This is a genomic window from Halocalculus aciditolerans, from assembly GCF_014647475.1.
Taxonomy (GTDB): Archaea; Halobacteriota; Halobacteria; order Halobacteriales; family Halobacteriaceae; genus Halocalculus; species Halocalculus aciditolerans.
Map to the genome: position 1 here is coordinate 643,937 of NZ_BMPG01000002.1, position 24,056 is coordinate 667,992.

27 protein-coding genes and 1 tRNA gene are annotated in these 24,056 nt (G+C 67.9%); 7 read left to right on the forward strand and 21 right to left on the reverse strand.

Features of this window, described 5'->3' with window-relative positions; all coding sequences use genetic code 11:
• Nucleotides 1-2: 2 nt before the first annotated feature.
• Nucleotides 3-785 (reverse strand): DUF7839 domain-containing protein, encoded by a 783-nt coding sequence (locus IEY26_RS09910; RefSeq protein ID WP_188978447.1) that lies wholly within the window; start codon nucleotides 783-785, stop codon nucleotides 3-5.
• 109 nt (nucleotides 786-894) lie between these two features.
• Between IEY26_RS09910 and IEY26_RS09915 the strand changes: the two genes are divergently transcribed.
• From IEY26_RS09915 to IEY26_RS09925, 3 genes are all read left to right on the forward strand, one after another.
• Nucleotides 895-2,061 carry a threonine synthase gene (locus tag IEY26_RS09915; RefSeq protein WP_188978449.1) on the forward strand — a complete coding sequence of 389 codons (1,167 nt, stop codon included), beginning with the start codon at nucleotides 895-897 and terminating at the stop codon, nucleotides 2,059-2,061.
• A 91-nt stretch (nucleotides 2,062-2,152) separates the two neighbouring features.
• Complete coding sequence (locus IEY26_RS09920; RefSeq protein WP_188978451.1) at nucleotides 2,153-2,917, forward strand: metal-dependent transcriptional regulator; 765 nt, start codon at nucleotides 2,153-2,155, stop codon at nucleotides 2,915-2,917.
• Between the two features lie 98 nt (nucleotides 2,918-3,015).
• A complete protein-coding gene (locus IEY26_RS09925; protein ID WP_188978453.1) occupies nucleotides 3,016-3,654 on the forward strand; it encodes a LysE family translocator in 639 nt (212 codons plus the stop codon).
• A 57-nt stretch (nucleotides 3,655-3,711) separates the two neighbouring features.
• Here IEY26_RS09925 and IEY26_RS09930 read toward each other — a convergent pair whose 3' ends face one another.
• Nucleotides 3,712-4,398 (reverse strand): HD domain-containing protein, encoded by a 687-nt coding sequence (locus tag IEY26_RS09930; RefSeq protein WP_188978455.1) that lies wholly within the window; start codon nucleotides 4,396-4,398, stop codon nucleotides 3,712-3,714.
• A 132-nt stretch (nucleotides 4,399-4,530) separates the two neighbouring features.
• Here IEY26_RS09930 and IEY26_RS09935 point away from each other — a divergent pair, with 132 nt between their 5' ends.
• Nucleotides 4,531-5,238, forward strand: coding sequence for an alanyl-tRNA editing protein (locus IEY26_RS09935; protein WP_188978457.1), 708 nt, complete (start codon nucleotides 4,531-4,533; stop codon nucleotides 5,236-5,238).
• A gap of 73 nt (nucleotides 5,239-5,311) precedes the next feature.
• On the opposite strand, the gene IEY26_RS09940 is transcribed toward IEY26_RS09935, so the two are convergent.
• From IEY26_RS09940 to IEY26_RS09995, 12 genes are all read right to left on the reverse strand, one after another.
• Nucleotides 5,312-5,476 carry a hypothetical protein gene (locus IEY26_RS09940; protein ID WP_188978459.1) on the reverse strand — a complete coding sequence of 55 codons (165 nt, stop codon included), beginning with the start codon at nucleotides 5,474-5,476 and terminating at the stop codon, nucleotides 5,312-5,314.
• A 63-nt stretch (nucleotides 5,477-5,539) separates the two neighbouring features.
• Nucleotides 5,540-5,872: a hypothetical protein gene (locus IEY26_RS09945; RefSeq protein WP_188978461.1), complete on the reverse strand. Its 333-nt coding sequence runs from the start codon at nucleotides 5,870-5,872 to the stop codon at nucleotides 5,540-5,542.
• Between the two features lie 48 nt (nucleotides 5,873-5,920).
• Nucleotides 5,921-6,235 (reverse strand): hypothetical protein, encoded by a 315-nt coding sequence (locus IEY26_RS09950; RefSeq protein WP_188978463.1) that lies wholly within the window; start codon nucleotides 6,233-6,235, stop codon nucleotides 5,921-5,923.
• Nucleotides 6,236-6,244: 9 nt separating this feature from the next.
• Nucleotides 6,245-6,562 carry a hypothetical protein gene (locus tag IEY26_RS09955; protein WP_188978465.1) on the reverse strand — a complete coding sequence of 106 codons (318 nt, stop codon included), beginning with the start codon at nucleotides 6,560-6,562 and terminating at the stop codon, nucleotides 6,245-6,247.
• An 84-nt stretch (nucleotides 6,563-6,646) separates the two neighbouring features.
• On the reverse strand, nucleotides 6,647-6,967 hold the full coding sequence (locus tag IEY26_RS09960) for a hypothetical protein (protein ID WP_188978467.1): 321 nt from the start codon (nucleotides 6,965-6,967) through the stop codon (nucleotides 6,647-6,649).
• A 67-nt stretch (nucleotides 6,968-7,034) separates the two neighbouring features.
• Nucleotides 7,035-8,606: a cbb3-type cytochrome c oxidase subunit I gene (locus IEY26_RS09965; protein WP_188978469.1), complete on the reverse strand. Its 1,572-nt coding sequence runs from the start codon at nucleotides 8,604-8,606 to the stop codon at nucleotides 7,035-7,037.
• The gene (locus IEY26_RS09970) at nucleotides 8,596-9,951 is read right to left on the reverse strand and encodes a hypothetical protein (RefSeq protein WP_188978471.1); all 1,356 of its coding nucleotides are present in this window, start codon (nucleotides 9,949-9,951) and stop codon (nucleotides 8,596-8,598) included. Before IEY26_RS09970 ends, IEY26_RS09965 begins: the two co-directional genes overlap by 11 nt.
• On the reverse strand, nucleotides 9,952-11,424 hold the full coding sequence (locus IEY26_RS09975) for a permease (protein WP_188978473.1): 1,473 nt from the start codon (nucleotides 11,422-11,424) through the stop codon (nucleotides 9,952-9,954). It lies immediately after the preceding gene.
• A 96-nt stretch (nucleotides 11,425-11,520) separates the two neighbouring features.
• A complete protein-coding gene (locus tag IEY26_RS09980) occupies nucleotides 11,521-12,492 on the reverse strand; it encodes a sialidase family protein (protein WP_188978475.1) in 972 nt (323 codons plus the stop codon).
• Between the two features lie 141 nt (nucleotides 12,493-12,633).
• On the reverse strand, nucleotides 12,634-13,764 hold the full coding sequence (locus tag IEY26_RS09985) for a hypothetical protein (protein WP_188978477.1): 1,131 nt from the start codon (nucleotides 13,762-13,764) through the stop codon (nucleotides 12,634-12,636).
• Nucleotide 13,765: 1 nt separating this feature from the next.
• Nucleotides 13,766-14,839: a TIGR00341 family protein gene (locus IEY26_RS09990; protein ID WP_188978479.1), complete on the reverse strand. Its 1,074-nt coding sequence runs from the start codon at nucleotides 14,837-14,839 to the stop codon at nucleotides 13,766-13,768.
• 21 nt (nucleotides 14,840-14,860) lie between these two features.
• Nucleotides 14,861-15,361: a hypothetical protein gene (locus IEY26_RS09995; protein ID WP_188978481.1), complete on the reverse strand. Its 501-nt coding sequence runs from the start codon at nucleotides 15,359-15,361 to the stop codon at nucleotides 14,861-14,863.
• Nucleotides 15,362-15,536: 175 nt separating this feature from the next.
• Here IEY26_RS09995 and IEY26_RS10000 point away from each other — a divergent pair, with 175 nt between their 5' ends.
• Both IEY26_RS10000 and IEY26_RS10005 read left to right on the forward strand, forming a co-directional pair.
• Nucleotides 15,537-16,016, forward strand: a complete 480-nt coding sequence (locus IEY26_RS10000) for a cation:proton antiporter regulatory subunit (RefSeq protein ID WP_188978483.1) — start codon at nucleotides 15,537-15,539, stop codon at nucleotides 16,014-16,016.
• 2 nt (nucleotides 16,017-16,018) lie between these two features.
• Entirely contained in the window at nucleotides 16,019-17,227 is a 1,209-nt protein-coding gene (locus IEY26_RS10005; protein WP_188978485.1) for a cation:proton antiporter, read from the forward strand.
• 701 nt (nucleotides 17,228-17,928) lie between these two features.
• Here the strand turns inward: IEY26_RS10005 and IEY26_RS10010 are convergent.
• Nucleotides 17,929-18,405, reverse strand: coding sequence for a hypothetical protein (locus IEY26_RS10010; protein ID WP_188978487.1), 477 nt, complete (start codon nucleotides 18,403-18,405; stop codon nucleotides 17,929-17,931).
• 162 nt (nucleotides 18,406-18,567) lie between these two features.
• Between IEY26_RS10010 and IEY26_RS10015 the strand changes: the two genes are divergently transcribed.
• A complete protein-coding gene (locus IEY26_RS10015; protein WP_188978489.1) occupies nucleotides 18,568-18,852 on the forward strand; it encodes an Hsp20/alpha crystallin family protein in 285 nt (94 codons plus the stop codon).
• 207 nt (nucleotides 18,853-19,059) lie between these two features.
• Here IEY26_RS10015 and IEY26_RS10020 read toward each other — a convergent pair.
• The 6 genes from IEY26_RS10020 to sufB all read right to left on the reverse strand — a co-directional run bounded on the left by IEY26_RS10020 (nucleotide 19,060) and on the right by sufB (nucleotide 24,053).
• Nucleotides 19,060-19,132: transfer RNA gene (locus IEY26_RS10020), tRNA-Gln, on the reverse strand.
• A 95-nt stretch (nucleotides 19,133-19,227) separates the two neighbouring features.
• Nucleotides 19,228-19,956, reverse strand: coding sequence for an HNH endonuclease (locus IEY26_RS10025; protein ID WP_188978491.1), 729 nt, complete (start codon nucleotides 19,954-19,956; stop codon nucleotides 19,228-19,230).
• Nucleotides 19,957-20,056: 100 nt separating this feature from the next.
• Nucleotides 20,057-20,497, reverse strand: a complete 441-nt coding sequence (locus IEY26_RS10030) for a metal-dependent transcriptional regulator (protein WP_188978493.1) — start codon at nucleotides 20,495-20,497, stop codon at nucleotides 20,057-20,059.
• A 55-nt stretch (nucleotides 20,498-20,552) separates the two neighbouring features.
• Nucleotides 20,553-21,047, reverse strand: coding sequence for a ferritin-like domain-containing protein (locus tag IEY26_RS10035; RefSeq protein WP_188978494.1), 495 nt, complete (start codon nucleotides 21,045-21,047; stop codon nucleotides 20,553-20,555).
• A 307-nt stretch (nucleotides 21,048-21,354) separates the two neighbouring features.
• Entirely contained in the window at nucleotides 21,355-22,629 is a 1,275-nt protein-coding gene (gene sufD / locus IEY26_RS10040) for a Fe-S cluster assembly protein SufD (RefSeq protein WP_188978496.1), read from the reverse strand.
• Nucleotides 22,626-24,053, reverse strand: a complete 1,428-nt coding sequence (gene sufB, locus IEY26_RS10045) for a Fe-S cluster assembly protein SufB (protein WP_188978498.1) — start codon at nucleotides 24,051-24,053, stop codon at nucleotides 22,626-22,628. Before sufB ends, sufD begins: the two co-directional genes overlap by 4 nt.
• Nucleotides 24,054-24,056: the final 3 nt, after the last annotated feature.

Sequence of the window (24,056 nt, forward strand, 5' to 3'; positions counted from 1 at the left end):
CGCTACGCGAGGTCCGTAACTTCGTACGAGACGCCGGCGTCCCTGAGTGGGTCGGTGACGCGGCCGACGGCGTCGGCGGTGGCGGCGACAGTAACGGAGAGCCCGCGGCCGGCGGCGTCGGCGGCGACGTCGCCGGCGGCGAAGACGACGCTCGGTTCGACGTCGCTCTTGCGGAGGGAGACGACGGCTTCGACGCCGGCGGCGACGACGAGGTCGGCGTCCGCGCAGGCGCTGGCGAGGTCGGCGGTGTCGACGGCGTGGCTGCCGCCGGAGCGGACGGGCGGAATCTGGAAGACCGTCACGGAGCCGGGTTGGAGGTCGATGATGCCTTCGAAGCCGGTGACGCCGACGTCCTCGCCCTCGTCGGCGTCGGTGGTGGCGACGCCGGTGGCGGCGGCGTCCCCGCCGGGGGTGGCGTGGAGGAGGCCGTCGCGCATGACGAGGGAGACGGTGTCGCCCTGTTCGATGGCGGCGGTAGCGATAGCGGCGTCCTCGTGGACGTTCCCGAGGACGTCGCCGGTGACGTGGTCCGCGTATCGGCGGACGTCGTTCGCGGTGCGGAGGAGCCAGTCTACGCCCTCCTTCGTCACGCGGTAGCGCGACCGACCTTCCTTCTCGACGAGGCCGTCCTCGGTGAGCTCGCGGATGTACTCGGAGACGGCCTGCGTGGTGACGCCGACGGCGTCCGCGATCTCGCCCTGGCTGACGGCGGGCTGGCGGTCGGCGATCTCCGCGAGGATGCGAAAGCGGGTCGCCGTTCGTTTGTCGGCGAGCGCGTCGACCATACACGGTCTCGACGCCGAACCGGCAAAAACCCCGACGGTCCGCGGCACGCGGCGTTCCGTGCCGGAGCGAGACCGACAGCATTTCCGCGGTTCGGATGCGAGGGCGAGTATGGAGACGACGACGGCTTTCAGCGGGCTCTCGTGCGTGGACTGCGGGGAGACGTTCGACGACCCGGCGCTGGGTCGGTGTCCGGAGTGCAGCGGGGTGTTGGACGCCCAGTACGACCTCGGGTCGGTGGCGCTCGACGACGAGGGGTCGATGTGGGCGTACGAGCCGGTCCTGCCGTTCGCGGGGTCGGCGGCGGTGTCGCTCGGCGAGGGCGGCACGCCCCTCGTCGAAGCGCCGGGGCTCGCGGAGGAGCTCGGCGTGAATCGCGTGCTGATAAAGGACGACGGGCGGAACCCGACGGGGACGGCGGTGGACCGCGGGCTCTCGCTCGCGGTGACGCCGGCGGGCGGCGAGAGCACAGTGACGCTGGCGTCGACGGGCGACGACGCGCAGTCGGCGGCGGCGTACGCGGCGCGCGCGGGCCTGCCGAGCGAGTCCTTCGTGCCGACGCGCGCGGGGTTCTCGCGGAAGGCGATGGTGAACGTCCACGGCGGCGAGATGTCCGTCGTCGAGGGCCGCCTCGGGGACGCGGTGAGCGCCTACCGGGACGCGGTCGAGGAACACGACGACTGGCACGCGGTCGGCGCGTTCGACACGCCGTACCGCCACGAGGGGCTGAAGACGGTGCTCTACGAGGTCGTCGACGACGAGTTCGGCGTGGTGCCGGACGCCGTTATCGCGCCGACCGGGCACGGCGAACTGCTCGCGGGCCTCGGGAAGGCGGCGCGCGAACTCGTCGACCTGGGGAAGGCCCCGTCCATGCCGCGGCTCTACGCCGCGCAGGCCGAGGGGTGTGCGCCCATCGTCCGCGCGCTCCAGGAGGACCACGCGGTCGAGCCGTGGGACGCGCCGGACACCATCGCCGGGGCCATCGAGGTCCCTGACCCCGACCCGTCGGGCGCACAACTCGCCGTCGACGCCGTCGAGGACACCGGCGGCGCGGGCGTGACGGCGACGGACGGCGATATCCTCGACGCCGCGCTCGCCGTGGCGGAGGGCGTCGGCGTCGAGATGGGCGTCTCGGGCGCGGTCGCCGCGGCGGGCGCGTGGAACCTCGCCGACGAGGGCGCGTTCGCCGCGGACGACACCGTCGTCCTCCTCAACACGAGTCAAGGGAACAAGGACGCGGACGTGCTCCGCTCGCGTCTGATGAGCCGCGGCATCTAGGGTTCTCGCTCGCCGTGCTTCGCGGTCCCGTCGAACGCGCGTGTTTTGCGTCGGTACGTTCAAGCGTTAGCCCCGTCTAACTCGTCTCGTGATGCTGAGTGACGTGATGGAGGACTACCTGAAGGCCATCTACACGCTGGAGCGCGAGGAGGGCGCTCCGGTCCGGACGTCCGACATCGCCGCATCCCTCGACGTGACGCCGCCGACCGTGACGAGCATGCTCGACAAGCTCGAAGAGCGCGGGCTCGTCGACCGCGAGAAGTACAAGGGCGCAGAGCTCACGGAGGAGGGCGAGGCCGTCGCGCTCGAAGTGCTCCGTCACCACCGCCTCCTCGAAGCCTACCTCGCCGAGCACCTCGACTACGACTGGAGCGAAGTCCACGAGGAGGCGGACACGCTCGAACACCACATCTCCGAGGCGTTCGAGGAGCGCGTCGCGAGCGCGCTCGGCGACCCCGCCGTGGACCCGCACGGCGACCCGATTCCGACGCCCGACCTCGAACCGCTCCCGGGCGACGACACCGCGCGCCTCACCGACGCCGAGGAGGGTGACGTCGTCGTCGTCTCGCGCGTCAGCGACCGCGACGACGAACACCTCTCCTACCTCGCCGACGCCGGCGTCAAACCCGGCGCGATTCTCACCGTCGTCGAAGTCACGCCCATCGACATGCTCACGGTAGAAGTCAACGGGCGACCCGACGCGCCAGCCGGGTCGAGCGAAGGGCGTCCCGATGCGGCCGGGACGAGCGAAGGGCGTCCCGATGCGCCAGCCGAATCCGGAAGCGAGCGCGTCCATCTGCCGACGGCGATTGCGGCGCAGATACGCGTCCAGCCGCGGACCGAAGCGACGGCGTAACTCGAAGAGCGCGCTCCGGGTCGGTCGTCCGTCGCGTCACTCGCTGCGTGGACTGTCGCTGTCCGTGGATTTTTCCCGTCGCGTCGCCGTCTCGTGGTATGGTCGTCTCACTACTCGCCGGCGTTCTCCTCGGGCTGTCGCTCGCCGCGCCGCCGGGGCCGATGAACGCCGTCATCGCGAACGAATCCGTGAACGGCGGGTGGCGCTCCGGCGTCGCCGCCGGGCTCGGCGCGATGACCGCGGACGCCTGTTTCTTCGTGCTCGCGCTCCTCGGCGTCGTGACGTTCGTCCGGGAGTTCCCGGTCGTCCGCGGCGTCATGGTGGGTATCGGCGGGCTCTTGATGCTCTACTTCGCGTACGGCGCGTATCTCGACGCGCAGACCGCGCTCTCAGAGCGGAGCGCCCCGGGCGCGGGGTTCAGGAAGGCGTTCGCGCTCGCGATCACGAACCCGTATCAGGTCGTCTGGTGGCTCACCGCCGGCGTCGCGCTCCTCGATCCCGGGAGCGTCGAGGTCGCGGGATACACGCTCGCGACGGGGAATGGCACGCTCACCGTCGTCGGGTTCTTCGCCGGCATCTTCCTCTGGATAACGGGCTTCCCGAGCGTCCTCGTGACCACCGGCCGGCGCGTCGACTCGCTCGCGAAAGCCGTCGGCTACGGCAGCGCCGTCCTCCTCGCCGGATTCGGCGTTCTCTTCTGCTACCAGAGCGTCGACGCCCTCCTGAAAACGCTCTGACCGCGCGACCGGCGCTCGGCGTCTCGAGAGAGGTCGAGACGAGCCGTCGCCGGTGGCTCAGTCGAGGTCGGCCGCGTCCATGCCGGGGACTTCGTCTTCGAGCCACTCGCGGAACCAACGGACGCGTTTGAGGCGTTCGTAGGCGATGGATTCGCCGGCGTCGCTCTCGACGCGCGCGGTGGCGTTCCGGCCGCGTTCGAGGACGCGTTCTACCATCTCGGCGGCGTCCATGTGCGTCCGCGCCTCGTACCCCATGCGGAGGAGCATTAGTGCGGTTCCGTTCGCGCCGACCTTATCGAGGAGGTCGGCTTCGACGAGGCACTGCGCTTCGAGGGAGAGGTCCGTGAGGTCGCCCTGGTGGCTGTGGTCTTCGATGGCTGCGCAGACGCGGTCGACGAAGGACGCCGGGTAGTCGCCGTGCGTCTCCAGGTATTTGCGGGCGACGCGCGCGCCCTCTTCGGCGTGGACGTCCTGGTCGGCGTCGAGTTTCGCGATGTCGTGGAAGAGGGCGGCGACGCGGACGACGTCCTCGTCTGCGCCTTCCTTCGCGGCGATTGTGGTCGCGAGGTCGACGACGTTCCGGATGTGGTTGAAGCGGTATTCGGCGGAGTGCCAGGGGTACCAGCGCATCCGGCCGCCGTCGTCCTCGTTGTCGACGCTCGCCTGGAGGTAGTCGTAGACGAACGTGCGCATGGACTCGAACTCGCCGTCGGAGACGCGTGAGTCCTTTATCTCGACACCCATCTGTCCACCTCCGGAACCGATTGTCGCGTACTCATTGTTACTAGTAGTGATGGTGGTTTCGTTCTTTAGCCTTTTGCAGGGCTGAAACGTGGACGCGAGGCGTTGAAGTCCCCGGCCGTCCCACGGACGCGTATGACGGAGGCGATCTACCTGGCGGAGACGGAGACCCGGTCGTTCGAGGCGACCGTAGAGCGCGTCGCCGACGACCGCGTCGTCCTCGACCGGACCGCGTTCTACCCCACGGGCGGCGGTCAACCCCACGACACCGGGACGCTCGAAGCGGACGGCGGGACGTGGGACGTCGTCGGCGTGGAGAAGAAGGACACCATCTACCACCGCCTCGACGGCGGCGACCCGCCGAGCGCGGGAACGACGGTCACGGGAACCATCGACTGGGAGCGCCGATACGGGCATATGCGCCACCACACCGCCCAGCACCTCGTCTCCGCCGTCCTCTTAGAAGAGTTCGACGCGGAGACGACGGGGAATCAGGTGTACGCGGAGCGGGCGCGCATCGACTGTGCCTACCCGAAGTTCGACGACGGCGACCTCGACCACCTCGAAGCCCGCGTGAACGACTACGTCGAGCGCGCGATTCCCGTCGAGTGGTACACGCTGGAGCGCGAGGAAGCAGAAGAGAGACTCGACCCGGAGCGCACGCGCATCGAACTGCTTCCCGACTCCATCCGCGAGATTCGCATCGTCGAAATCGCGGGCGTGGACCGGACGGCCTGCGCGGGGACGCACGTCTCCAACACCGCTGACGTGGGGATGTTCGAAGTCACGGGCCGAGAGACGAAGGGGAGCGACGAAGAGCGCGTGAACTTCCGACTGCGGTAGTCGCTTCCGCTTCTGCGACGTCGGCGCAGCCACATCAGAGAGGAGAAAGGGGGGTCAGCCGCCCCCGCCGTTTTCAGTCGTTCCTGCCGTTTTCGTCGTCGATGCGGATGACGCTCGACGGGAGGGCTTCTCCGTCGAAGTAGGACTTGAGCGCCATCTTCGTGCCGAGGTACGAGGCGTACGCCATGAGGGCCAGCGCGATCGGCGTCCAGAAGAGGACGGTGACGAGGAAGGACACGCGCGCTCGTTTCGCGCGGAAATGTAAATGCGTGTAGGTCAGGTCGTAAATGTCGAGAGGCGACTAGTCAGTTCGTTCGTCGAGGTCGGCGCGTTCGCCGGGTTTGAGGGCGTCTTCGACGGCGTCTTCGCAGGCGACGAGGGCGTCGGTGCGGTCGTCGCCGGCGGGTTCGGCGGCGACGACGGTCCAGCCGTCGTCGTGGACGACGCCGGTAACGCGGCCGGGGGTGGCGAGGATGACGCCGGTGGCGATTTCGACGGGTTCGTCGTCCTCGGTGCGGACGGCTTCCTCGGTTTCGACGGGGAGGGCGAGGTCGAGGGCGTCGGCGTCGTTGAGCGCGGCGACTTCCGTGGTGGTGAGCGGGCGGTCGGGGAGCGAGTCGAGCACGTCGGCCATGCGTGAGGAGAGGAGGCGCGCGGGGTTAAGGCCGGTGGATGCGCGGAGTCAGGTGTTGAGGGCGTCGAAGTAGCTGCGGTAGAGGATTTCCTCGACGAAGAGGAAGGGGAGGACGCCGAGGACGGTGAGCGCGAGCGCGCCGGCGACGAGGCGGCTCCCGGTGACCTGTGCGAGTATCCAGTAGCCGCTGGTCGCGGCGCTCGCGATGAGGAGGAGCAGGGAGAGCGTGCCGATGGTGACGGTGAAGCGGCGGGCGCGCGGGGTGACGTCGTCGAGGCCGTCGACCATCCGGAAGAGCACGAGGACGGAGGGGACGTTGAGGACGGCGGCGGAGAGGATGCCGGAGGCGACGGCGAGTGACATCTCGGGGCCTCAGGCGAAGTTGAGCTGCTGCTCTCTGTAGAGGACGAACATGAACAGGGCGAACGGGACGAGCGCGAGCATGATGAACACCATCGCGATCTGGATGATGGGGCTGAGTTCGACCTGCTGGTAGAAGAACACGAGCACGGCGGCTTCGCCGCAGAGGAACATGACGATGCTCCCGCCGGCGAGCGCGAAGCTGAACTGGCGGGTCTGCCAGGAGATGTTCTCGGCCTTGCGGAGCATCTTGACGAGAACCGCGACGGGCGGAATCGCCAGTGAGATCATCTGCAACAGCTTCAACGCGATAGTGATGTCGTTGCTCATGGTTGGGGCTTGACGGGGTCACCGCCGTCACGATACCATAGTTTACAAACTTTATTGGTATAAAATCAATGGCTCTGAGAGGGGTTAGTTCGCCTTGTTCTTCGTCTCCCGATAGACCACGAACATGAAGAGGAAGAACGGGGTGAGCGCGGCGACGGCGAGGAGGAGGCTGGACTGCACGGTGGGAGCGAGCGCGAACTGGCCGAAGAGCCAGTACGCGATGACGAATTCGGCGGCGAGGAAGGAGGCGATGCTCCCGCCGGTGAGGAGGAGGCCGACCTGCCGCATCCGCCAGGAGAGGTTGCCGGCGGCGCGCATCCGCCACGCGAGCGTGATGACGGAGGCGAGGACGAACGCGACGGACGTCAGCAGGCCGAGCGCGATGTCCTCGTTCACCGTCGTCACGGAGCGCACACCACGCAGGACATATTTTCATTTCCCACCTTATTCGCATAAAGCCGTTGGCCGGCGGCTATCGGTCGAATCGGTCGTCGAACCACGCCCACTCGCGGGTGAGGAGGCCGTCGTCGGCGAGGTCCCAGGGGTCGCCGGATTCGACGCGGTCGCCGACGACGAGCGACCGGAGGACGTTCCAGAGCCAGACGAGCTGGCCGATGCCGAGGACGTACGCGGCGACCGTGATGAGCTGTTGGAGCGGCGCGAACGACACCGGATAGGACGCCATGCGGCGCGGGAGGCCGTCGATGCCGAGGACGAGCATCGCGCCGAACGCGGCGACGACGCCGACGAAGGAGAGCCAGAAGTGGAGTTTCGCGAGCGGGACGTTGTACCAGCGGCCGGTGAGGAGCGGGAACCAGTAGTAGCAGGCCGCGAAGAAGGAGAACACCATCATCCCGACGAGCATCAGGTGGAAGTGGCCGACGACGAAGTTCGTGCCGTGGACGATTCGGTCCACGGGGATCGCGCCGAGGAAGACGCCGGTGATGCCGCCGACGATGAAGTTCGCGATCGCGCCGAAGCAGAAGAGGAACGGCGCGGTCACCCGAATCCGCCCGTTCCAGATAGTCGCGATCCAGTTGAACGTCTTGACGGCGGACGGGACGGCGATGGCGAACGTGATGACCATGAAGGACGCCTGGAGGCGCGGGTCGAGGCCCGTCGTGAACATGTGGTGCGCCCACACGCCGAAGGAGAGGACGGCGATGGCGAACGTCGAGTAGACGACGGCCTTGTAGCCGAAGAGGGTGCGGCCGGTGAACCGCGGGAGGATGTGGCTGATGAGCCCCATCGCCGGGAGGACGAGGATGTAGACCTCGGGGTGGCCGAAGAACCAGAAGAGGTGCTGGAAGAGGACGGGGCCGCCGGGGCCGGTGAAGAACATCGTGCCGAGGAGCCGGTCGCCGAGGAGCATGAGGAGGACCGCGCCGAGGAGCGGGAACGCGAACAGGATGAGGCCGCCGGTGGTGAACATCGTCCACGTGAAGATGTCGAGGTCCGCCCAGGAGACGTCGGGGGAGCGTTCGGCGACGACGGTGGCGACGACGTTGATGCCGCCGAGCGTCGTGGCGACGCCGGAGAGGTGGAGGCCGAGCAGGACGATGTTCACCGTGAAGTTGGATTTCTCGATGGAGAGCGGGACGTAGAGCGTCCAGCCGACCATCGGCGGAGCCCACGTGGTGAGGCCGAGGAGGTCGGTGATGATGCCCGTGCGGATGAGGACGGCGGCGGGCGGGAGGAGCCAGAAGGCGACGGCGTTCACGCGGGGGAACGCCATGTCGTCGGCGTCGACGAGGAGCGGGACGAAGTAGTTCGCGAGGCCGATGGCGAGCGGCGTCGCGAAGAGGAAGAGCATCGTGAGGCCGTGCGAGGTGAAGAGGCCGTTGTAGGTCATCTCGTGCCAGATGTCGGCGGCCGGCGTGAGGAGGGCGGTGCGAATCATCATCGCGTCGACGGCCCCCCAGATGCCGGTGAAAGCGGCGAAGACGATGTAGAGGACGCCGATGTCCTTGTGGTCGACGGTGGTGAGCCACCGCCAGATGCCGGGGGGTTTCTCGTCGCCGTCGATGGCTGGGCTATCGAGCATGGGTGAATGGGTCGGCGTGGTCGGGGAGGTCGTCGACGCGGTGGAAGGCGAACGCGCCGAGCGCGGCGGCAGCGCCCGCGCCGATGAGGAGCGCGTTCGGGGAGACGGCGTAGAGAGCGCCGCCGACGAGCGCGCTCGGGACGACCGCGGTGTTGCGGACGGTTCGGTAGGCGTCGCCCGCGTTCGTGCCGGCGACGCCGGAGATGCCGTCGAAGAGCGCGTTGCGCGCGGGGAGCGCGAAGAAGCGCGTGCCGTAGAGCGCGAAGAGGCCGACGATGACGGCGAGGTGGGGGAGGTGGAGGGCGTCGGCGACGCCGGGGGAGACGAGGAGGAGGAGGGGGAAGGCGGCGGTGGCGACGAGGGCGTACCGGAGGACGGCGCGGACGCCGAACTCGCGGACGAGCTCCTCGCCGGGGACGACGCCGGCGAGCGCGGTCGCGGCTTCGACGCCGATGAGGAGCGCGAAGACGGACGGGGGCGAGAAGTAGACGCCGAAGACGGTGGCGTCGAGGCCGAGGACGGTGACGACGTACATCACGAGGAAGAGGTGAATCATGCCGACGGCGAACTGCGCGAGGAGGTCGCCGACGAGGAGGGGTTCGAGCGAGTCGGGGACGGACGCGAGTTCCCCGCGGAGGGTGTCGAGCGTCGACGGGTCGCGGCCGTCGGTGCCGGTGGGGTCGCGGTCGACGACGGTGACCTGCGCGAGGACGGCGGTGAAGCCGAGCGCCGCGCCGAGCGCGACGAGGACGTGGAAGCCGGGGACGAAGGGGAGGAAGACGAAGAGCGCGACGACGGGGACGACGCCGAAGACGACGAGGAGGCGGCGGACGGATTCGTCGGATTCGAGGCCGGTGACGAGGGGCTCGTAGGGGAGGCGGCGGCGGCCGGTGTCGAACTCGGCGGCGACGCCCTGGAGCTTCCAGAGGTGGATGAGGGCGAGGCCGACGAGCAGCCAGAACCAGCCGGGGCCGAGGTCGCCGGTCGTGGCGGCGAGTTCGGGGGCGGCGAGCCAGAGGAGGAGGCCGGCGACGGAGAGCGACCCGAGGACGAGGAGGACGGCGGTGTCGTTCAGGTCGTCCGGGAACTCGCCGGCGAGGTAGGGGACGACGAGGCCGGCGAGCATCCCGGCGGAGCCGAACGCGCCGACGGCGACGGCGGACGCGCCGAGCGACATCAGGTGGAGGGAGACGAAGCGCATGGAGAGCTGGATGGAGAGGTCGTAGCCGAGGATGGCGACGGCGACGACGAGGAGTTCGGGCGGGATGGCGACGAACTCGCGGACGGAGGAGACGCCGACCAGCGGGTCGGAGAGCGGTTCGGGGTCGCGGTCGTCGGTCGCCATCTACTTCCCGGCTCCCGCGGCGTCAGCGATGGCTCGGACGAGCTTCGCGAGCGCCTCCCAGACGGTGGAGAGCGCGCGGATGAAGAGGCGGACGCCGCGCGCGAGAAGCTGGATGCCTTTCGCGACGCTCTGCACGGCAGAGGTAAGGAGGCGGAAGGCCCGCTGGAGCGCGGCGACGAGGTCGTCGAGGACGTTCGCGACGGCCGCGGCGATCTCCTTCCCGCGGTCGACGTACGCCATCGCGGCGGGCGGGACGCCGGCGGCGATTTCGTTCACTTTGTCTTCGCCCCACGCGACGTACGCCTGGGCGACGAAGACGATAGTGAAGAGGAGGTTGAGCCAGAGCGTGTAGCCCTCGGGGGCGGTGCCGCCGACCTGTCCCTGTGCGGGCATCATGCCGAGGCCGGCGAAGAGGTAGTGCATGGCGACGCCGGCGACGACGGACGCGAAGCCGAACGTGACGAAGATGACGCCCGCCATCCGCGTGCCGTAGTACTTCCGGTAGGTGTTGAGGAGCGGGGGGATGAGGAGGTCGGCGTAGATGAAGGACATGATCGCGCCGAAGGGCGTGCCGGCCTGCCAGAGGACGAGCGCGAACGGGATGTTCCCGACGCTGCAGAGGAAGGTGACGATGCCGATGACGACGCCGAGAATCGCGCCGGTGACGACCCACGTGAAGCCGCCGTCGCCGCCGAAGAGCGCGAGCCACCAGGAGTTCGGGACGAACGCGGCGAGGAGGCTCGCGATGACGAACCCGATGAGGATGTCGTCCCAGAGCATATCCCACTCCTTCATCGTGTTCCGGGAGGCGTCCTTCCACCCCGAGACGCTCGTGGCTCTGTCCTGCCAGCCGCGTTCCTCGTCGGGGTTGCGGTCCATGTGCTTGTAGGAGTTCAGGCAGGAGCCACAGCAGAAGTACTTCGTCGCGCCGGTCTGCGGGTCGGTCCACGTGATGGTGTCGGGGTCGTCGGGGTCGGCGGACATCCCGCAGGTCGCGCACTCGACGTCCTCTAAGCTCATGAGGTTGTCGCGCGCGGCGTCGAACCAGGATTGGGGGACGAGCTTCTTCCAGGTGAGGGCGATGACGACGACGGCGACGACGCCGCCGGCGATTTCGGCGGCGACGAACTGCCAGCCCATGAGAATCCAGAGGATGAGGAAGAGTTCGGCGACGAGGTCGGTCGCGGCGAACTGGTAGCCGGCGATGGAGGCTTCGGCGGACGCGCCCTTCTTGAAGAGGGATTTCGCGGTGGAGGTCGCGGCGAACGAGCACGAAGAGGAGGCCGCGCCGAGCGCGGTGCCGAGACCGATCTCCTCCCAGTCGTTCCCGCCGAGCCAGTCCGTCATCTGGTCTTCGGTGACGAACGTCTCGACGGCACCCGTGATGGTGAATCCGAGCGCGAGCGCCCACCACGTGTCCCAGGCCATCCCGAAGAACGTCTGGAACGCGTCGATGATTTGTGAGAGTACCATGTAGATTCCTGCCCGTGAGACACGGGGCTACTGATGGGTTTCTCTACCTCGTACTCCACTAAAAAACACGGGGCTATCGGTGGCGAAACGAACCCCTCAGTCCTGGCGTTCGATGATGGTTCCGTTCTCGCCGACGGCGAGCGCGGGCTGGGACGGCGAGGCGATGATGACGCCGTGGAGCGTGTCGTCCGCGGGCGTCGGAGACGCCCGCCAGCCGTCGGCCGTGAACTCGAAGACGGTGCCGGATTCGCCGCCGACGATGCCGTCGCGGCGCGTGCGGTCGACGGCGTAGAGCGTCTTCTCGCCGAGCCGGAGCGTCGACCAGTCGAAGCCGTCGAACCGGTAGAGGGAGCCGGTGCCGCCGGCGACGTCGATGGTGTTCGTCGCGACGGCGGAGATGTCGTGGAGCGCGACGTCGGCGTTCGGGATGCCGATCTGCCGCCAGTCGCGGCCGCCGTTCACGGACTCGTAGACCGCGCCGCCGGTGTCGGCGACGTAGCCGAAGCCGTGGACGTCGAAGACGATGGCGGGCGCGGTGGAGCCGCCGCCGGGCTTCGTGACTGCGTCCGCCCACGTCATCTCGCCGTCGTTATTCGAGCCGACGAGGAGCTCCCCGGAGCTGTTCACGAGGTAGACGTACTCCTGCCCGGCGAGGCCGACGACGGCGACGTCCTCCCACGAGGACGTGATGTCGTTCGGCTGCGAGTAGTCCGTCATCGACTGAGTAACCGTATTCCACATGCCGATGGTGCCGCTGCCGCCGCAGAACCAGACGTTCCCGCCGTTGTCGGTCGTCGCCGCGCCGACGAGGCTGCTCTGGAGGGCGTGCGGGCCGTTCTCGACGACGCGCTGCCAGCCCTGGTCGCCGCCGCCGCGGCGGAGGACGAGTCCGCTCTCGCCGACGGCGTAGGGCGCGTCGTTCCCGACGACGACGTCGTAGAGAGCGCTGCTCGTGTTCGACTGGACGTGCTCCCAGGGCGTCGCGCTCGCGCTCCGGGTCGTGCAGCCGGCGAGCGCGCCCGCTCCCGCGAGGCCGCTGGCGAGGAACGCGCGGCGGGAGGAGTCCATTGACTACCGTTGCTTACCGCGCGAAGTTACGTGAAAACACCGGTCCACGGGATGGGAGCGGGACGGTGACGGGCGGGGGACAGAATGCCCGTGGGGCGGTGACGGAGCGGGGGCAAGGCCGTCAGAGCGCGATTGTCGGGGTCAGCGGAGGTGGCCGGGGCGTTCGCCCTGCGGGGTGAACGCGCCGGGGGCGGACGTCCGCTTGACGATGGTGGCGACGCGGATGGTGTGCGCGAAGAGGATGGAGAACGGGAGGAAGGCGAGGCCGAGGGAGAAGCTGACGAGGAAGAGGAGCGGCGTCGCGTCGACGATGGGCGGGTAGCCGGACGCGTAGATCATGATGATGAAGATGCTCATGACGAAGGCGGAGATGCCGGAGTACGCGAGGTAGCGTGAGAGCGCGGAGAGCTCCTGCTGGAGGTAGACGATTTTGAAGTACTGGCGGGCGACGTCGGCGGAGACGAGGAGGTCCTGGAGGTCGGAGAGCGTTTCCTCGGCGTCCTCGGAGAGGTCGTCGGCGTGCTCGAAGCTGAGTTCGCGCGCCCGGTTGATGTCGCGGGAGTACTCGTCGTTGACCATCGGGAGGAGGACGGAGAAGATGCTCGCGTCGCCCTGCGCGAGCTCGGTCTCGATGTGGTCCATGTCTTCGAGGATGCGGCCGACGTAGTCGGCGACGTCGTCGCGGGTGTCGTCGGGGGCGTCTTCGACCTGTTCGACGAGGCGGTGGCCGCGGTCCTGGACGGTGTCGACGATGAGCGCGAGGAAGCCGGCGGGGTCGGTGGGGGAGACGGTGACGCGGGAGAGAGTTTCGACGTTCTCGCGGAACTCCTCGACGTCCGCGATGCGGTCGCGGAGGCCCTCCGGCGTGCCGAACAGCCGGCTGATGGTGAGGCTGTTGATGGCGATGACGATGGGGACGAAGGAGAACAGCCCGGCGTTAATGGTAGAGAACATGTTCGTGACGAAGCCGGACTCGCGGACGCCGATGATGCCGAGGAGGCCGGCGGCGAAGGTGAAGAGGACGAGCGCGCCGACCATCGCGCCGACGATGTGCCAGCGGTTGCCGGCGAGGAGGAGCCAGTGGTGGGCGTCGCGGCGGCGTTCCTCGTTGGTGAGGAGCGCGCCGCCGGCGATGACGCCGACGCCGGTGAGGCGCGCGAGGACGCGGATGGCGACGAGGCCGAGGCGCGCGGCGACGTGCACCCAGCCGAGGAGGATGGTGAGCGCGGCGGAGAGAACGTGCGAGGATTTGAGTTTGTCGAGCAGACCCATATCAGATCCCCGGGAGGTCTGTGAGCCCGCTCCCGTGAGCGAGTATCGTCAGTCCGAGCGCGAGCGAGCCGAGCATCGTGATGATGACGAGCACGCGCCGAAGGATAGTGCTTCGGGTCGACCGTCGCGGGTTCCACGCGGTCTCGTGATACCCGAGGTACCAGAGGCTGAGCGTCGCGCCGAGGTTGATGGAGAAGAGGTTGACGAGGACGACGGTGGCGGAGCCGAGCGCCGCCCAGAACTGGAAGTAGGCGAGGCCGACGGCCATGATGGCGATGGGCGGGACGAGGGCGGCGGCCATCATGACGCCGACGAGTTCGACGGTGCCGGAGGTGGACATGCTGATAGCGCCGGCGACGCCCGCGCCGACGGCGACCACGATGATGAGGACGGCGGGGCTGGTGTAGTTCGACATCTCGAGTATCCGGGAGACGCCGCCGCTCGGCGCGAGGTCGGCGCGTTTCGCGAGGAAGGCGAAGGCGACGGAGACGAGGACGGCGACGCCGCCGCCGGCGAGCTGATGGCGGGCGGCGCGGAGGAAGAGCCGTTCGTCGTCGATGACGGTGGCGACGCTCGTCGCCATCGGCGGGCCGATGAGCGGCGCGATGACCATGGAGCCGACGAGGACGGACACGGAGTCGAGGAGGACGCCGGCGGTCGCGACGATGGCGGCGATGGCGGTGAGGATGGTGTAGATGGCGAGGTCGGGGAGCATATCGGAGGCGCGCGAGTGGAGTTCGTCGCGGCTGATGCGCGCCGGGCCGTCGGGCTCCCGGAAGTCCGAGTTCGACCCGGAGTCGAGCCGGGGCGAGGTGACGGTCTCGGGGTCGGTGACGATGGTGTAGACGCTCTCCGCGCTCCGCTGGTCGGGGAGGCGGGTGTCGATGTACTTCTGAATCCGCTCGACCTGCGTGACGGGAACGGTGAACGTCACCATCGCGTCGTCCTTCCGGCCGTGCGTCTGGTCGGAGACGGCGAAGTCGACGTTCTTCACTTCGAGGGCGTCGGTGACGGTGTCGAGCGCGGCGTCGGAGAGGATGATCATCTCGACTTTCCGCATGTCCTGGCGGGCCACGTCAGCGTCCTCCGGTCCCCGTCACGGGACGATGAGGCGGGCCGCGTCGAAGGCGTCGTCGAACGTCCGCTCGTAGAGGCGGGCGACGAGCGCGCGGAACGCGGCGAGTTGGTCGGTGTCGGTGCAGTCGTCGTCGTCGGCGGCGCAGACGCCGGTGATGTCGCCGTCGAGTTCGTAGCGGAGGCGGCCGCCGCAGCGCGTGCAGCGCGGTTCGACCTGCGCGTGCATCCAGTCGGCGTCGTAGCCGACGGAGTCGAGACGGCCGTAGAGGGCGTACCAGCGGACGACGTCCCAGGTCTCGCGACCGGTCGCGGTCGCGGCGAGGCGCGTGAGCGCGCCGTCGACGCGCCGGTAGAGGACGGGGTCGGGGTCCGCGTGGTCGCCGTGGACGCGGCGGAACTGGTCGGTGAGCGTGGCGGTGGCGGACCGGCGGCCGCCCGCGAACGTGTCCGCCGCGGGGTTCGGGCCGGGTCGGGCGGGCGTCGTGTCGTCGCCGCTTGGAACGGCGTCGTGTCGTGTCATTGTAGGGCAGCGCTCCGGCGGGCGGGCCGAGGTCCACGCGACCGACGTATCGCCCCGCCCGAGGTCACGTCACCACCTTCGACGCCACACCGTAAAAACAAAACGGCCAGTATGTGAAACAAATACGCATCGTCGGCCTCGGAGCTTTTACGTGAACCTCTCGTAGTCATCGCCGATGACGGTCTACGAGACGGACGTCCCCGGCGTCGGGAAGAAGTACGAGCTCGAACGCCGCGGCGGTGAGCGCCTCGTCGTCCTCGTCCACCACGACGGGAAGCGCGAGCTCTTCCGCCGCCCCGACGACGACAGCGACAGCGAGAAACTCCTCGACGTCGACGGACCGAACGCGCGGAAACTCGGCTCCATCCTCGAAGGCGCGTACTTCCAGCCCGTCGAAGCGGATAGTCCCGGAGTCCCCCTCGGCGAGAGCATCATCGACTGGACGACAGTCGAGGAGGAGTCGCCGCTCGTCGGCCACACGCTCCGCGACGTCGACCTCGAAGAGCGGACGGGCGGAACGCTGGTCGCGCTCCAGCGCGGGACGCACACGATGGGGAACCCCGACTCGGATACGCGCCTCGAAGCCGGCGACGTCCTCGTCGTCGTCGGGTCGCGGAACAGCCAGGAAGCGGTCGCCGACCTCGTCCGCCCCTAGTCGTGTCCGTCCTCGTCCAGACCGGCGCGATGCTCCTGCTCGTCGCGGTCGCCGGGTCACTCGCCGACCGCTTCGGACAGTCCGTCATCCCCGCCTACCTCGCCGCCGGCGTCGTCCTCGGCCCCTACCCGCCTACCGAACTCTTCGGCTTCCCGACGACGTTCACGCCCGACGAGGCCGCCGTCACGCTCTTCCACGAACTCGGACTCGTCCTCCTCCTGTTCTTCCTCGGCCTCCACGTCGACCTCGCGGACGTCTTCGCCGACGCGCGCCGCGTCCTCTCCGCCGGCGGCATCGACCTCGTCGTCAACGGCGGGCTCGGCGTGCTTCTCGGCGTCGCCTTCGGCTACGACCCGGTCTCCACGCTCGTCATCGCCGGCGTCGTCTACATCTCCTCCAGCGCCATCATCACGAAGAGCCTCCTCGACGTCGGCTGGATCGCGAACCCGGAGAGCGACCCGATACTGGGCACGCTCGTCGTCGAAGACCTCGTCATCGCCGTCTACCTCACGCTCCTCTCCGCGGTCGTCCTCGGCGGCGGCACCGTCGAGGGCGTCGCCGTCTCCCTCGCCAAGGGCTTCGGCTTCCTCGCCGTCGTCGCCGCCGTCGGCTGGTACGGCACCGACTACGTCGAACGCGCCGTCACCACCGAACGCGACGAACTCCTCTTGCTCCGCGTGCTCGCCGTCACCGTCCTCGTCGCCGGCCTCGCCGTCCAGTTCGACATCAGCGAGGCCGTCGCCGCGTTCTTCGTCGGCGGCGCGCTCGCCCAAACGGACGAGAAAGACCGCATCGAGCACATCATGTCGCCCGCCCGCGACCTCTTCGCGGCGCTCTTCTTCGTCGCCGTCGGCCTCCACGCCGACGTCCGCGCCATCGGCGACGCGCTCCCCCTCCTCGTCGCCGCTATCGTCGCCTCGGTCGCCGGGAAGCTCGCGTCCGGCTACCTCTCCGGGCGCGTCTACGGACTCACCGAGCGCCGGTCCGCGCGCGTCGGCGCTGCCCTCGTCACCCGCGGCGAGTTCAGCCTCGTCCTCGCCTCCCTCGCGATGAGCGCCGACGCCGTCGCGAACGGCGTCGCCGAGTTCGCCATCGCCTACACGCTCGTCATGGCGCTCCTCGGCACGACGCTCACCCGCTACGAGGGACGCATCGCCGGCCTCGTCGGACGCCACACCGACGCCACGACACAGTCGAGCGCCGCGTCCTAGACCTCACCTCAGCCCTCGCGCTCCGCGTCGCCGAGGGCGGTCTGGTCGACTTCGACCGGCTGGTAGTCGGCGAGCGCCTCCAAGACGCGCACCTCGACGTCGTCCATGTCTATGTGACTCGCACGCGACGCCCATGAACCTATCTGCGAACCACCACGTACCGGTACGCGGGCACGCAGAGGCCTCCGGAGACCACCATAGCACTCATAGCGAGCGTTAACTATCGCGCCCCGCTGGTGTCTCGTGGGTCCCGCACCCGACGGCCGCTGTCACTGTCATCCACCATGCTGCGGGCGGTCGCCCACCGCCCGCACTGTCACTCACCACTGAGCCACAGAGCTAGAAATTTGGTGCGCACCAACTATTTAGTTAATAGATATTGTTTGTAGAAAACAAGGGGCGTCCGCGTCCCCCGAAGGAGACCACAAATGCCCGAACGACGACCCAACTCCCCCGAGCCGCGAGAGGAGCCGAGCGCAGAGCCAGCCGCGAACGCAGAGCCGGAGACCGAGCCACGCGAACCCGAAGCTGAACCGCGCGCCTCCGACGCCGAGCCGCGTGACTCCGAGGCGAAGCCCCGCGAGCCGGAGGCGGAACGGCGCGAGCCCGAAGCGGAGCGACGAGAGCGCCGCGCGCCCCGGAGAGACGCCGAGCCGCGTCGAGAGGCGGAATCTCGTCAGGAGGCCGAGCCGCGCCCGGAATCACGCCGTCGCGCGCCCCGCCGCGAGGCGGAACCGCGTCGCGACCCACGTGCTCGTCGTGCACCTCGCTACGAAGCCGAACCCCGCCGCGAGCCGCGTCAGGAAGCCGAACCTCGCCGCGAGGCGGAGCCACGCCGCGAACCGCGCGCCCGCCGCGCACCCCGCTACGAGGCAGAGCCGCGCCGCGAACCGCGCGCCCGCCGCGCACCCCGCTACGAGGCAGAGCCGCGCCGCGAACCGCGCGCCCGCCGCGCACCCCGCTACGAGGCAGAGCCGCGCCGCGAACCGCGACCCCGTGCGCCCCGTCGAGAAGCCGAACCCCGCCGGGAGGCCGCGCCACGCCGCGCGCCCAGCCGAGACGCAGCGCTGCGTCGCGAACCAGTACCGCGCCGCGAATCCCGCGCCCGCCGTGCGCCACGTCGGGAAGCCGAACCCCGCCGCGACACACGGCGTCGCGCACCGCGCGCCGAGAGCCAATCCCGCCGCGCGCCGCCCGCGTCCACCCAGCGCGCGGAGCCCCGAAGCGATCTACGCCGCGAACAGGAACCCGAGCTGAGCCCGCGCCAGCGGAGCGCCCGCGAACGCGGCCGCTCGAACCGCCGCGCCGCCGCACAAGTCCCCGACGTCGACGTCGTCGACATGCCCGACCGCGTCCGCGTCTTCGCCGACCTCCCCGGCTGCGACCGCGACCGCATCCAGCTCCGCGCGAACGACAACCAACTCCGCATCGAAGCCGAACGCGAAGACCCCGTCAACGACCGCCGCGCCCACCGCCACGAACGCGCCCCCACCATCGAGCGCACCATCGACATCCCCACGCGCGCGAACATCGACGAAGCCGAAGCCGCCTACGAGAACGGCGTCCTCCGCATCGACCTCCCGAAACGCGAGGAAGAGAAAGAACGAACCATCGGCTTCGAATAACGCGGCACACCCCACGGCGACTCACTCGTTCTTTCACGACCATGACCGTGTGAAGCGACGCATTAGCGAGGGGAATCACGGTCGATCGCAGCAGCACAGTTCGTGAGTGTTGCGACCCTGCTCGATATGCCGTCTCTGCCTCCCGACGTCACAGTTACCACTGGAACACTACCAGAAAGCCAGGCAAAACACGTCAAGGTACTTTCATAGCCCTGGGCGGATTCGAACCGCCGTCAACGGCTCCAAAGGCCGCTATGATTGGCCGCTACACCACAGGGCTGCAATTCTTGTCGGTCGTGTTTATTGTCATCGGCGCGTCGACGACACGACCTAATTATTCGGTTGGGATGCGGCGTATTATGAGTTACGAGAAGATTATGTCTCGTCAGAGAGTACAACTGTTCCGCGTTCAACTTTCATGTGACAGCTCCTGCATAGCGAGACGAGATTCGAGAGGACGTGAGAGTCCTGTGGATCGTCGAACTCCCGAACAGGTGTGAGATGATGAACGTCGGGCTCCTGTCCGAGTTCATCCCGGGCCGAGCCACAGTTCTGGCACGCGTGGTCGTCTCGCTCCAGTGTCTTGCGACGGGCTTCCCGCCACCTCCCGCTGTACACGTTCGGATCGACTCCGGGACCGAGTTCTTCCGACATCCACGAGTAGAGGCAATCACAAGAGCAGAATCGGCCCTGTCCACGGTCTCGTTCGGATTGCAGCACGACTAGCTCTGCCTCGCAGTAATCGCACTCTCTAGTGATGCGCGGTGCTTCGTTGATCTCATACGAGGGAGTACCCAAGAACTCGTCCGCCGCCGCCACGCAGTCGGGACAGTAGACGCCGTCCTTGTCCGAGGGGTAGTAGTCGAACTCGCTGCCGCACTGCCGGCACTCAGTGGTTTCTTTCGCGTCGCGGTAGTTCCCGTTGTGTTCACCGGCGTTGGGGTTGCAGTCGTCGCAGAACTCGCGTCGAGCTTTTGGGTCGTAGAATTCGACGTCGCATCCCGTACAGGTCCGGTTGGGGAGTGGGTCGCCGTGGACTTTCGTGTGGTGTTGGCGGACGCCCTGCTCCGTTCGGAGAGGTGTTCCGCAGGTCGGACAGTCCATCACGCGCTAGTTCGTCGGAATAGTCGATAATCCCTCGGGCGGGTCCGGAGATGGGGGTGAGTACGTGGGGTTCGGGCGAGAAGGCCGAGAGAACGCGCGGTCAGTCGCCGGCTTCGAGTTCGTCGCAGGTGCCGGCGAGGTGGCAGCAGGCGTCGGCGTCGGGGTCGAAGCATTCGGGGCAGTCGGGTTCGCGGTCGACGAGCATGTCGAGCCGGTCGGCGACGGTTTCGTCGATGACGGGTTCGAGTTGGCGGGCTTCGCTCCGGTAGTCCTGGACGTCGAGGACGTTCGTGAGGAAGCGTTCGAGGATGCAGTAGGTCTGGAGGGCGTCGACGGCGCGGCCTTCGCCGTCGGCGGTGAGGGTCGCGCCCTTGTACTTCTCGTGTTCGACGAGGCCGCGGTCTTCGAGTTTCCCGACCATCTCGTTCGCGGAGGCCGGGGAGACGTCGAGTTGGTCGGCGAGCGCGCCCGTGGAGGCGGGGCCGCCGCTCGCCTGCTGAACGAGGAAGATGGCCTTGAGGTACTGGTCGGCCGAGTTCATGCGAACCACCCCGTGGTGAGTGTGAGCACGCTAGACGCATGCGTCCAGCGACGGTTCATTCGCGTCCCTCCATGAGTTCGGCGACTTCTTCGACGCCGGCGGCTTCGTCCTCGCGGATGTCGCGGAGGACGGAGAGGAGTTCGCCGCGGTCGACGGCGAATTCGGCGTCGGACGCTTCGACGGCGTCGATGAGGTCGTCGTAGAACTTGTACGCGGTCTCTTCGCCGTTGAGCTGGTCGTAGAGCACGTCGTCGAATCCCTCCGGGCCGTCCTGTGAGTATTTCTCGCCGACGAGCGCTTCGACCGTCTCCGGGTCGACGCTCTCGGCGTTCAGCTGCTCGATGAGCGCTTCGAGGCGGTGGCGGTGCGCCGCCGACTCCTCGCGCGCCTCCGAGAGGAGCTCCTCGATGGCGTCGTCGCGCTCCGCGGCGGGGAGGCGCTGGTAGTTCCGGTGTGCGCGCACCTCGACGACTTCTTCGAGCACGACGCCTATCTGGAGGAGTCGTGCGAGCTGGGCGTCCGACTCGACCGACGCGGCCCCCACGCTCACGCTCGGCCACCTCCGGCGGGTCGCCCGCCGGCGACCCCGTGCGTCGGCCGGGCGGGTTCGACGGACCGACCGGTTCCTCGTCCGCAGTTCATACACTTGTCTCGGAGAGTCGAACGCTTAAACGGTTCCCTCCGCGCCGACCGCCGAGAGCCCGCGATGGCCGTTGACGTCGACCGAAGCTCGTCGCCGACGACGAACGGGACCGACGTCAACGGAAACCGGCGACGCCGCGGCTGCGTACAGTGACTGATAAAAACGGAGCGCGTCGAAACAGAGCGAACGGAAAGAGGAGAGACAGCCGCGAGCGCTACTGGTGGAGGCGCTCGTGGATGCGCTCTTGGAGGTCGTCGCGGAGTTCGTCGACTTCGACCTCGTCGAGGACGGGGACGAAGAAGCCCTCGACGAGCATGTTCTTCGCCGTCCCTTCGGGGATGGCGCGCCCCTCCATGTAGAAGAGGTCCTCCTGGTCGATCTGGCCGACCGTGGCGGAGTGGGAGGCCTCGGTGTCGTGGTTGTTGATGATGAGCTTCGGGGAGGCGTCGGCCTCGCTCTCATCACTGAGCATGAGGGTGTTCTCTCGCTGGTAGGAGGAAGTGTCCCACGCCATCTCGCCGACGTCCTGCACGCCCTCGTAGACCGAGCGCGCCTCGTCGTCGATGACGCCGCGCGTCACGAGGTCGGCGGTCGTGTGCTCGGCGCGGTGCCAGACCTTCGAGTCGAGGTCGAAGTGCTGGTCGTCGTGGCCGAAGAACGCGCCGACGATCTTCGTCTCCGAGGACTCCCCCTCGAGGAGCGTGGAGACGGCGGTCTTCGTGAGTCGGCTGCCGAGGTTGCCCTCGATCCAGTTCACGGTCGCGTACGTGTCCGTCACGCCGCGCTTCATCGTGAAGTTGTACGTGGACTGGTCGAAGTCCTGCAGGCTCCCGTACTGGATGTACGAGTTCTCGCCCGCGACGGCCTCGACGATACCCGAGTAGTACCGGTTCTCGGCGTCGACCTCGTCGCTCGCGGTTTCACCGCTCGCACTTCCCGAGGCGCGTCGCACCTCGTCGCCGGTGTCCTGCCGCTCCAGAATGGTGACGGACGCGCTCGTGTCCGTGACGACGAGCGTGTAGTTGAACAGCGACTGACCGTTCATCGTCGTCCGGATCTTCACGTCCTCCGCGTCCGTACTACTGGGGACGTAGACGAGCGTGCCGGTGGTGAAGAGCGCGGTCGAGAGCGCCGTCAGGCGGTTCTCGTCGGGCGCGATGACGCTCCCGAAGTGCTCCTCAACTATTTCGGAGAGGTCGGCGTCGTTGAACGCCTCGTGGAACGGCACGACCGTCGCCTGGTCGTCGCCCTCCCACTCTTTCTCTTCTGTTTGGTCGAACGGCTCGACGAGCGAGTCGTAGTCGAGGTCCTCGAGGTCCGTCCACTTCCGCCCGGGCGTCTGAATGACGCTCGGGTAGTCGAGGTCATCGAGCTGGTCGAGCGCGTCGAGACGCGTCTCCAGAAGCCACTCCGGCTCGCCGCGCTCCTCGCTGATGCGGCGAACGGTCTCCTCGTCGACGCCCGCGCTGAAGGTTTTCGCCTCGCTCATCCGAGACTCCCCTCCATCTCCAGTTCGATGAGGCGGTTCAGCTCGACCGCGTACTCGATCGGGAGCTCTTCCGTGATCGGCTCGATGAAGCCGGCGACGATCATCTGCTTCGCGTCGTCGTCGTCCAGTCCGCGCGACTGGAGGTAGAAGACGTCCTCGTCGCCGATTTTACCCACAGTGGCCTCGTGGGCGACGTCGACTTTGGACTCGTTGATCTCCATGTACGGCATCGTGTCCGACGTCGACTCGTTGTCGAACATGAGCGCGTCACACTCGACGCTCGTGCTGGAGTTCTCCGCGCCGTCCGCGATGTGGACGAGACCGCGGTAGTTCGTCCGGCCGCCGTCCTTACTGATGGACTTGGACTCGATGGTGGACTTCGTCTCCGGGGCGTTGTGGTAGACTTTCGCGCCGGTGTCGATGTCCTGCCCGTCGCCCGCGAAGGCGATGGTGATGTGGTTGTCCGTCGCGCCCCGGCCCTTCAGGATACTGCAGGGGTAGAGCATCGTCGCCTTCGACCCCATGCTGCCGGAGACCCACTCCATCGTCCCGTTCGATTCGACGATGGCGCGCTTCGTGTTGAGGTTGAACGTGTTCTTCGACCAGTTCTGGACGGTCGAATACTGAACGTGGGCGTCCTCCTTCACGAAGACTTCCACGCCGCCGCTGTGGAGGTTGTGCGTGCCGTACTTCGGCGCGCTACAGCCTTCGATGTAGTGGACTTCGCTGCCTTCCTCGGCGATGATGAGGGTGTGCTCGAACTGGCCCATCCCCTCGGAGTTCATCCGGAAGTAGGCCTGCACGGGCATGTTCACCGTCACGTCCTCGGGGACGTAGACGAACGAACCGCCGGACCAGACCGCGCCGTGGAGCGCCGCGAACTTGTTGTCGCTCGGCGGGACGCACTTCGTCATGAAGTGCTCCTTAACGATTTCCTCGTGCTCCTGGACGGCCTCGTCCATGTTGCAGAAGATGACGCCCTTCTCCTCCCAGCGCTCCTGCATGTTCTGGTAGACGACCTCGGACTCGTACTGCGCGCCGACGCCCGAGAGCGCCTTCCGCTCCGCCTCGGGAATCCCGAGTTTCTCGAAGGTGTCCTGGATGTCCTCAGGGAGGTCGTCCCAGGACTCCGCGCCGCTGCGCTGGTCGACGTCCGGCCGGATGTACGGCACGATCTCCTCGACGTCGAGCTCGGACAGGTCCGGCTGGCCCGGCCAGTCCGTCGGCATCGGCATCTTCTGGTACTGCTTGAGCGCGCGAAGGCGGCGCTCCAGCATCCACTCCGGTTCGTCTTTGTCCTCGGAGATGAGACGAATCGTCTCCTCCGTCAGGCCCTTCCCGGACGTGAACGCCGAGCTCTCCTCCTTCTTGAACTCGAAGCGCTTCTCCGTGTCTGTGTCTTTTAGGTGGTCTTCTGAACTCATAGT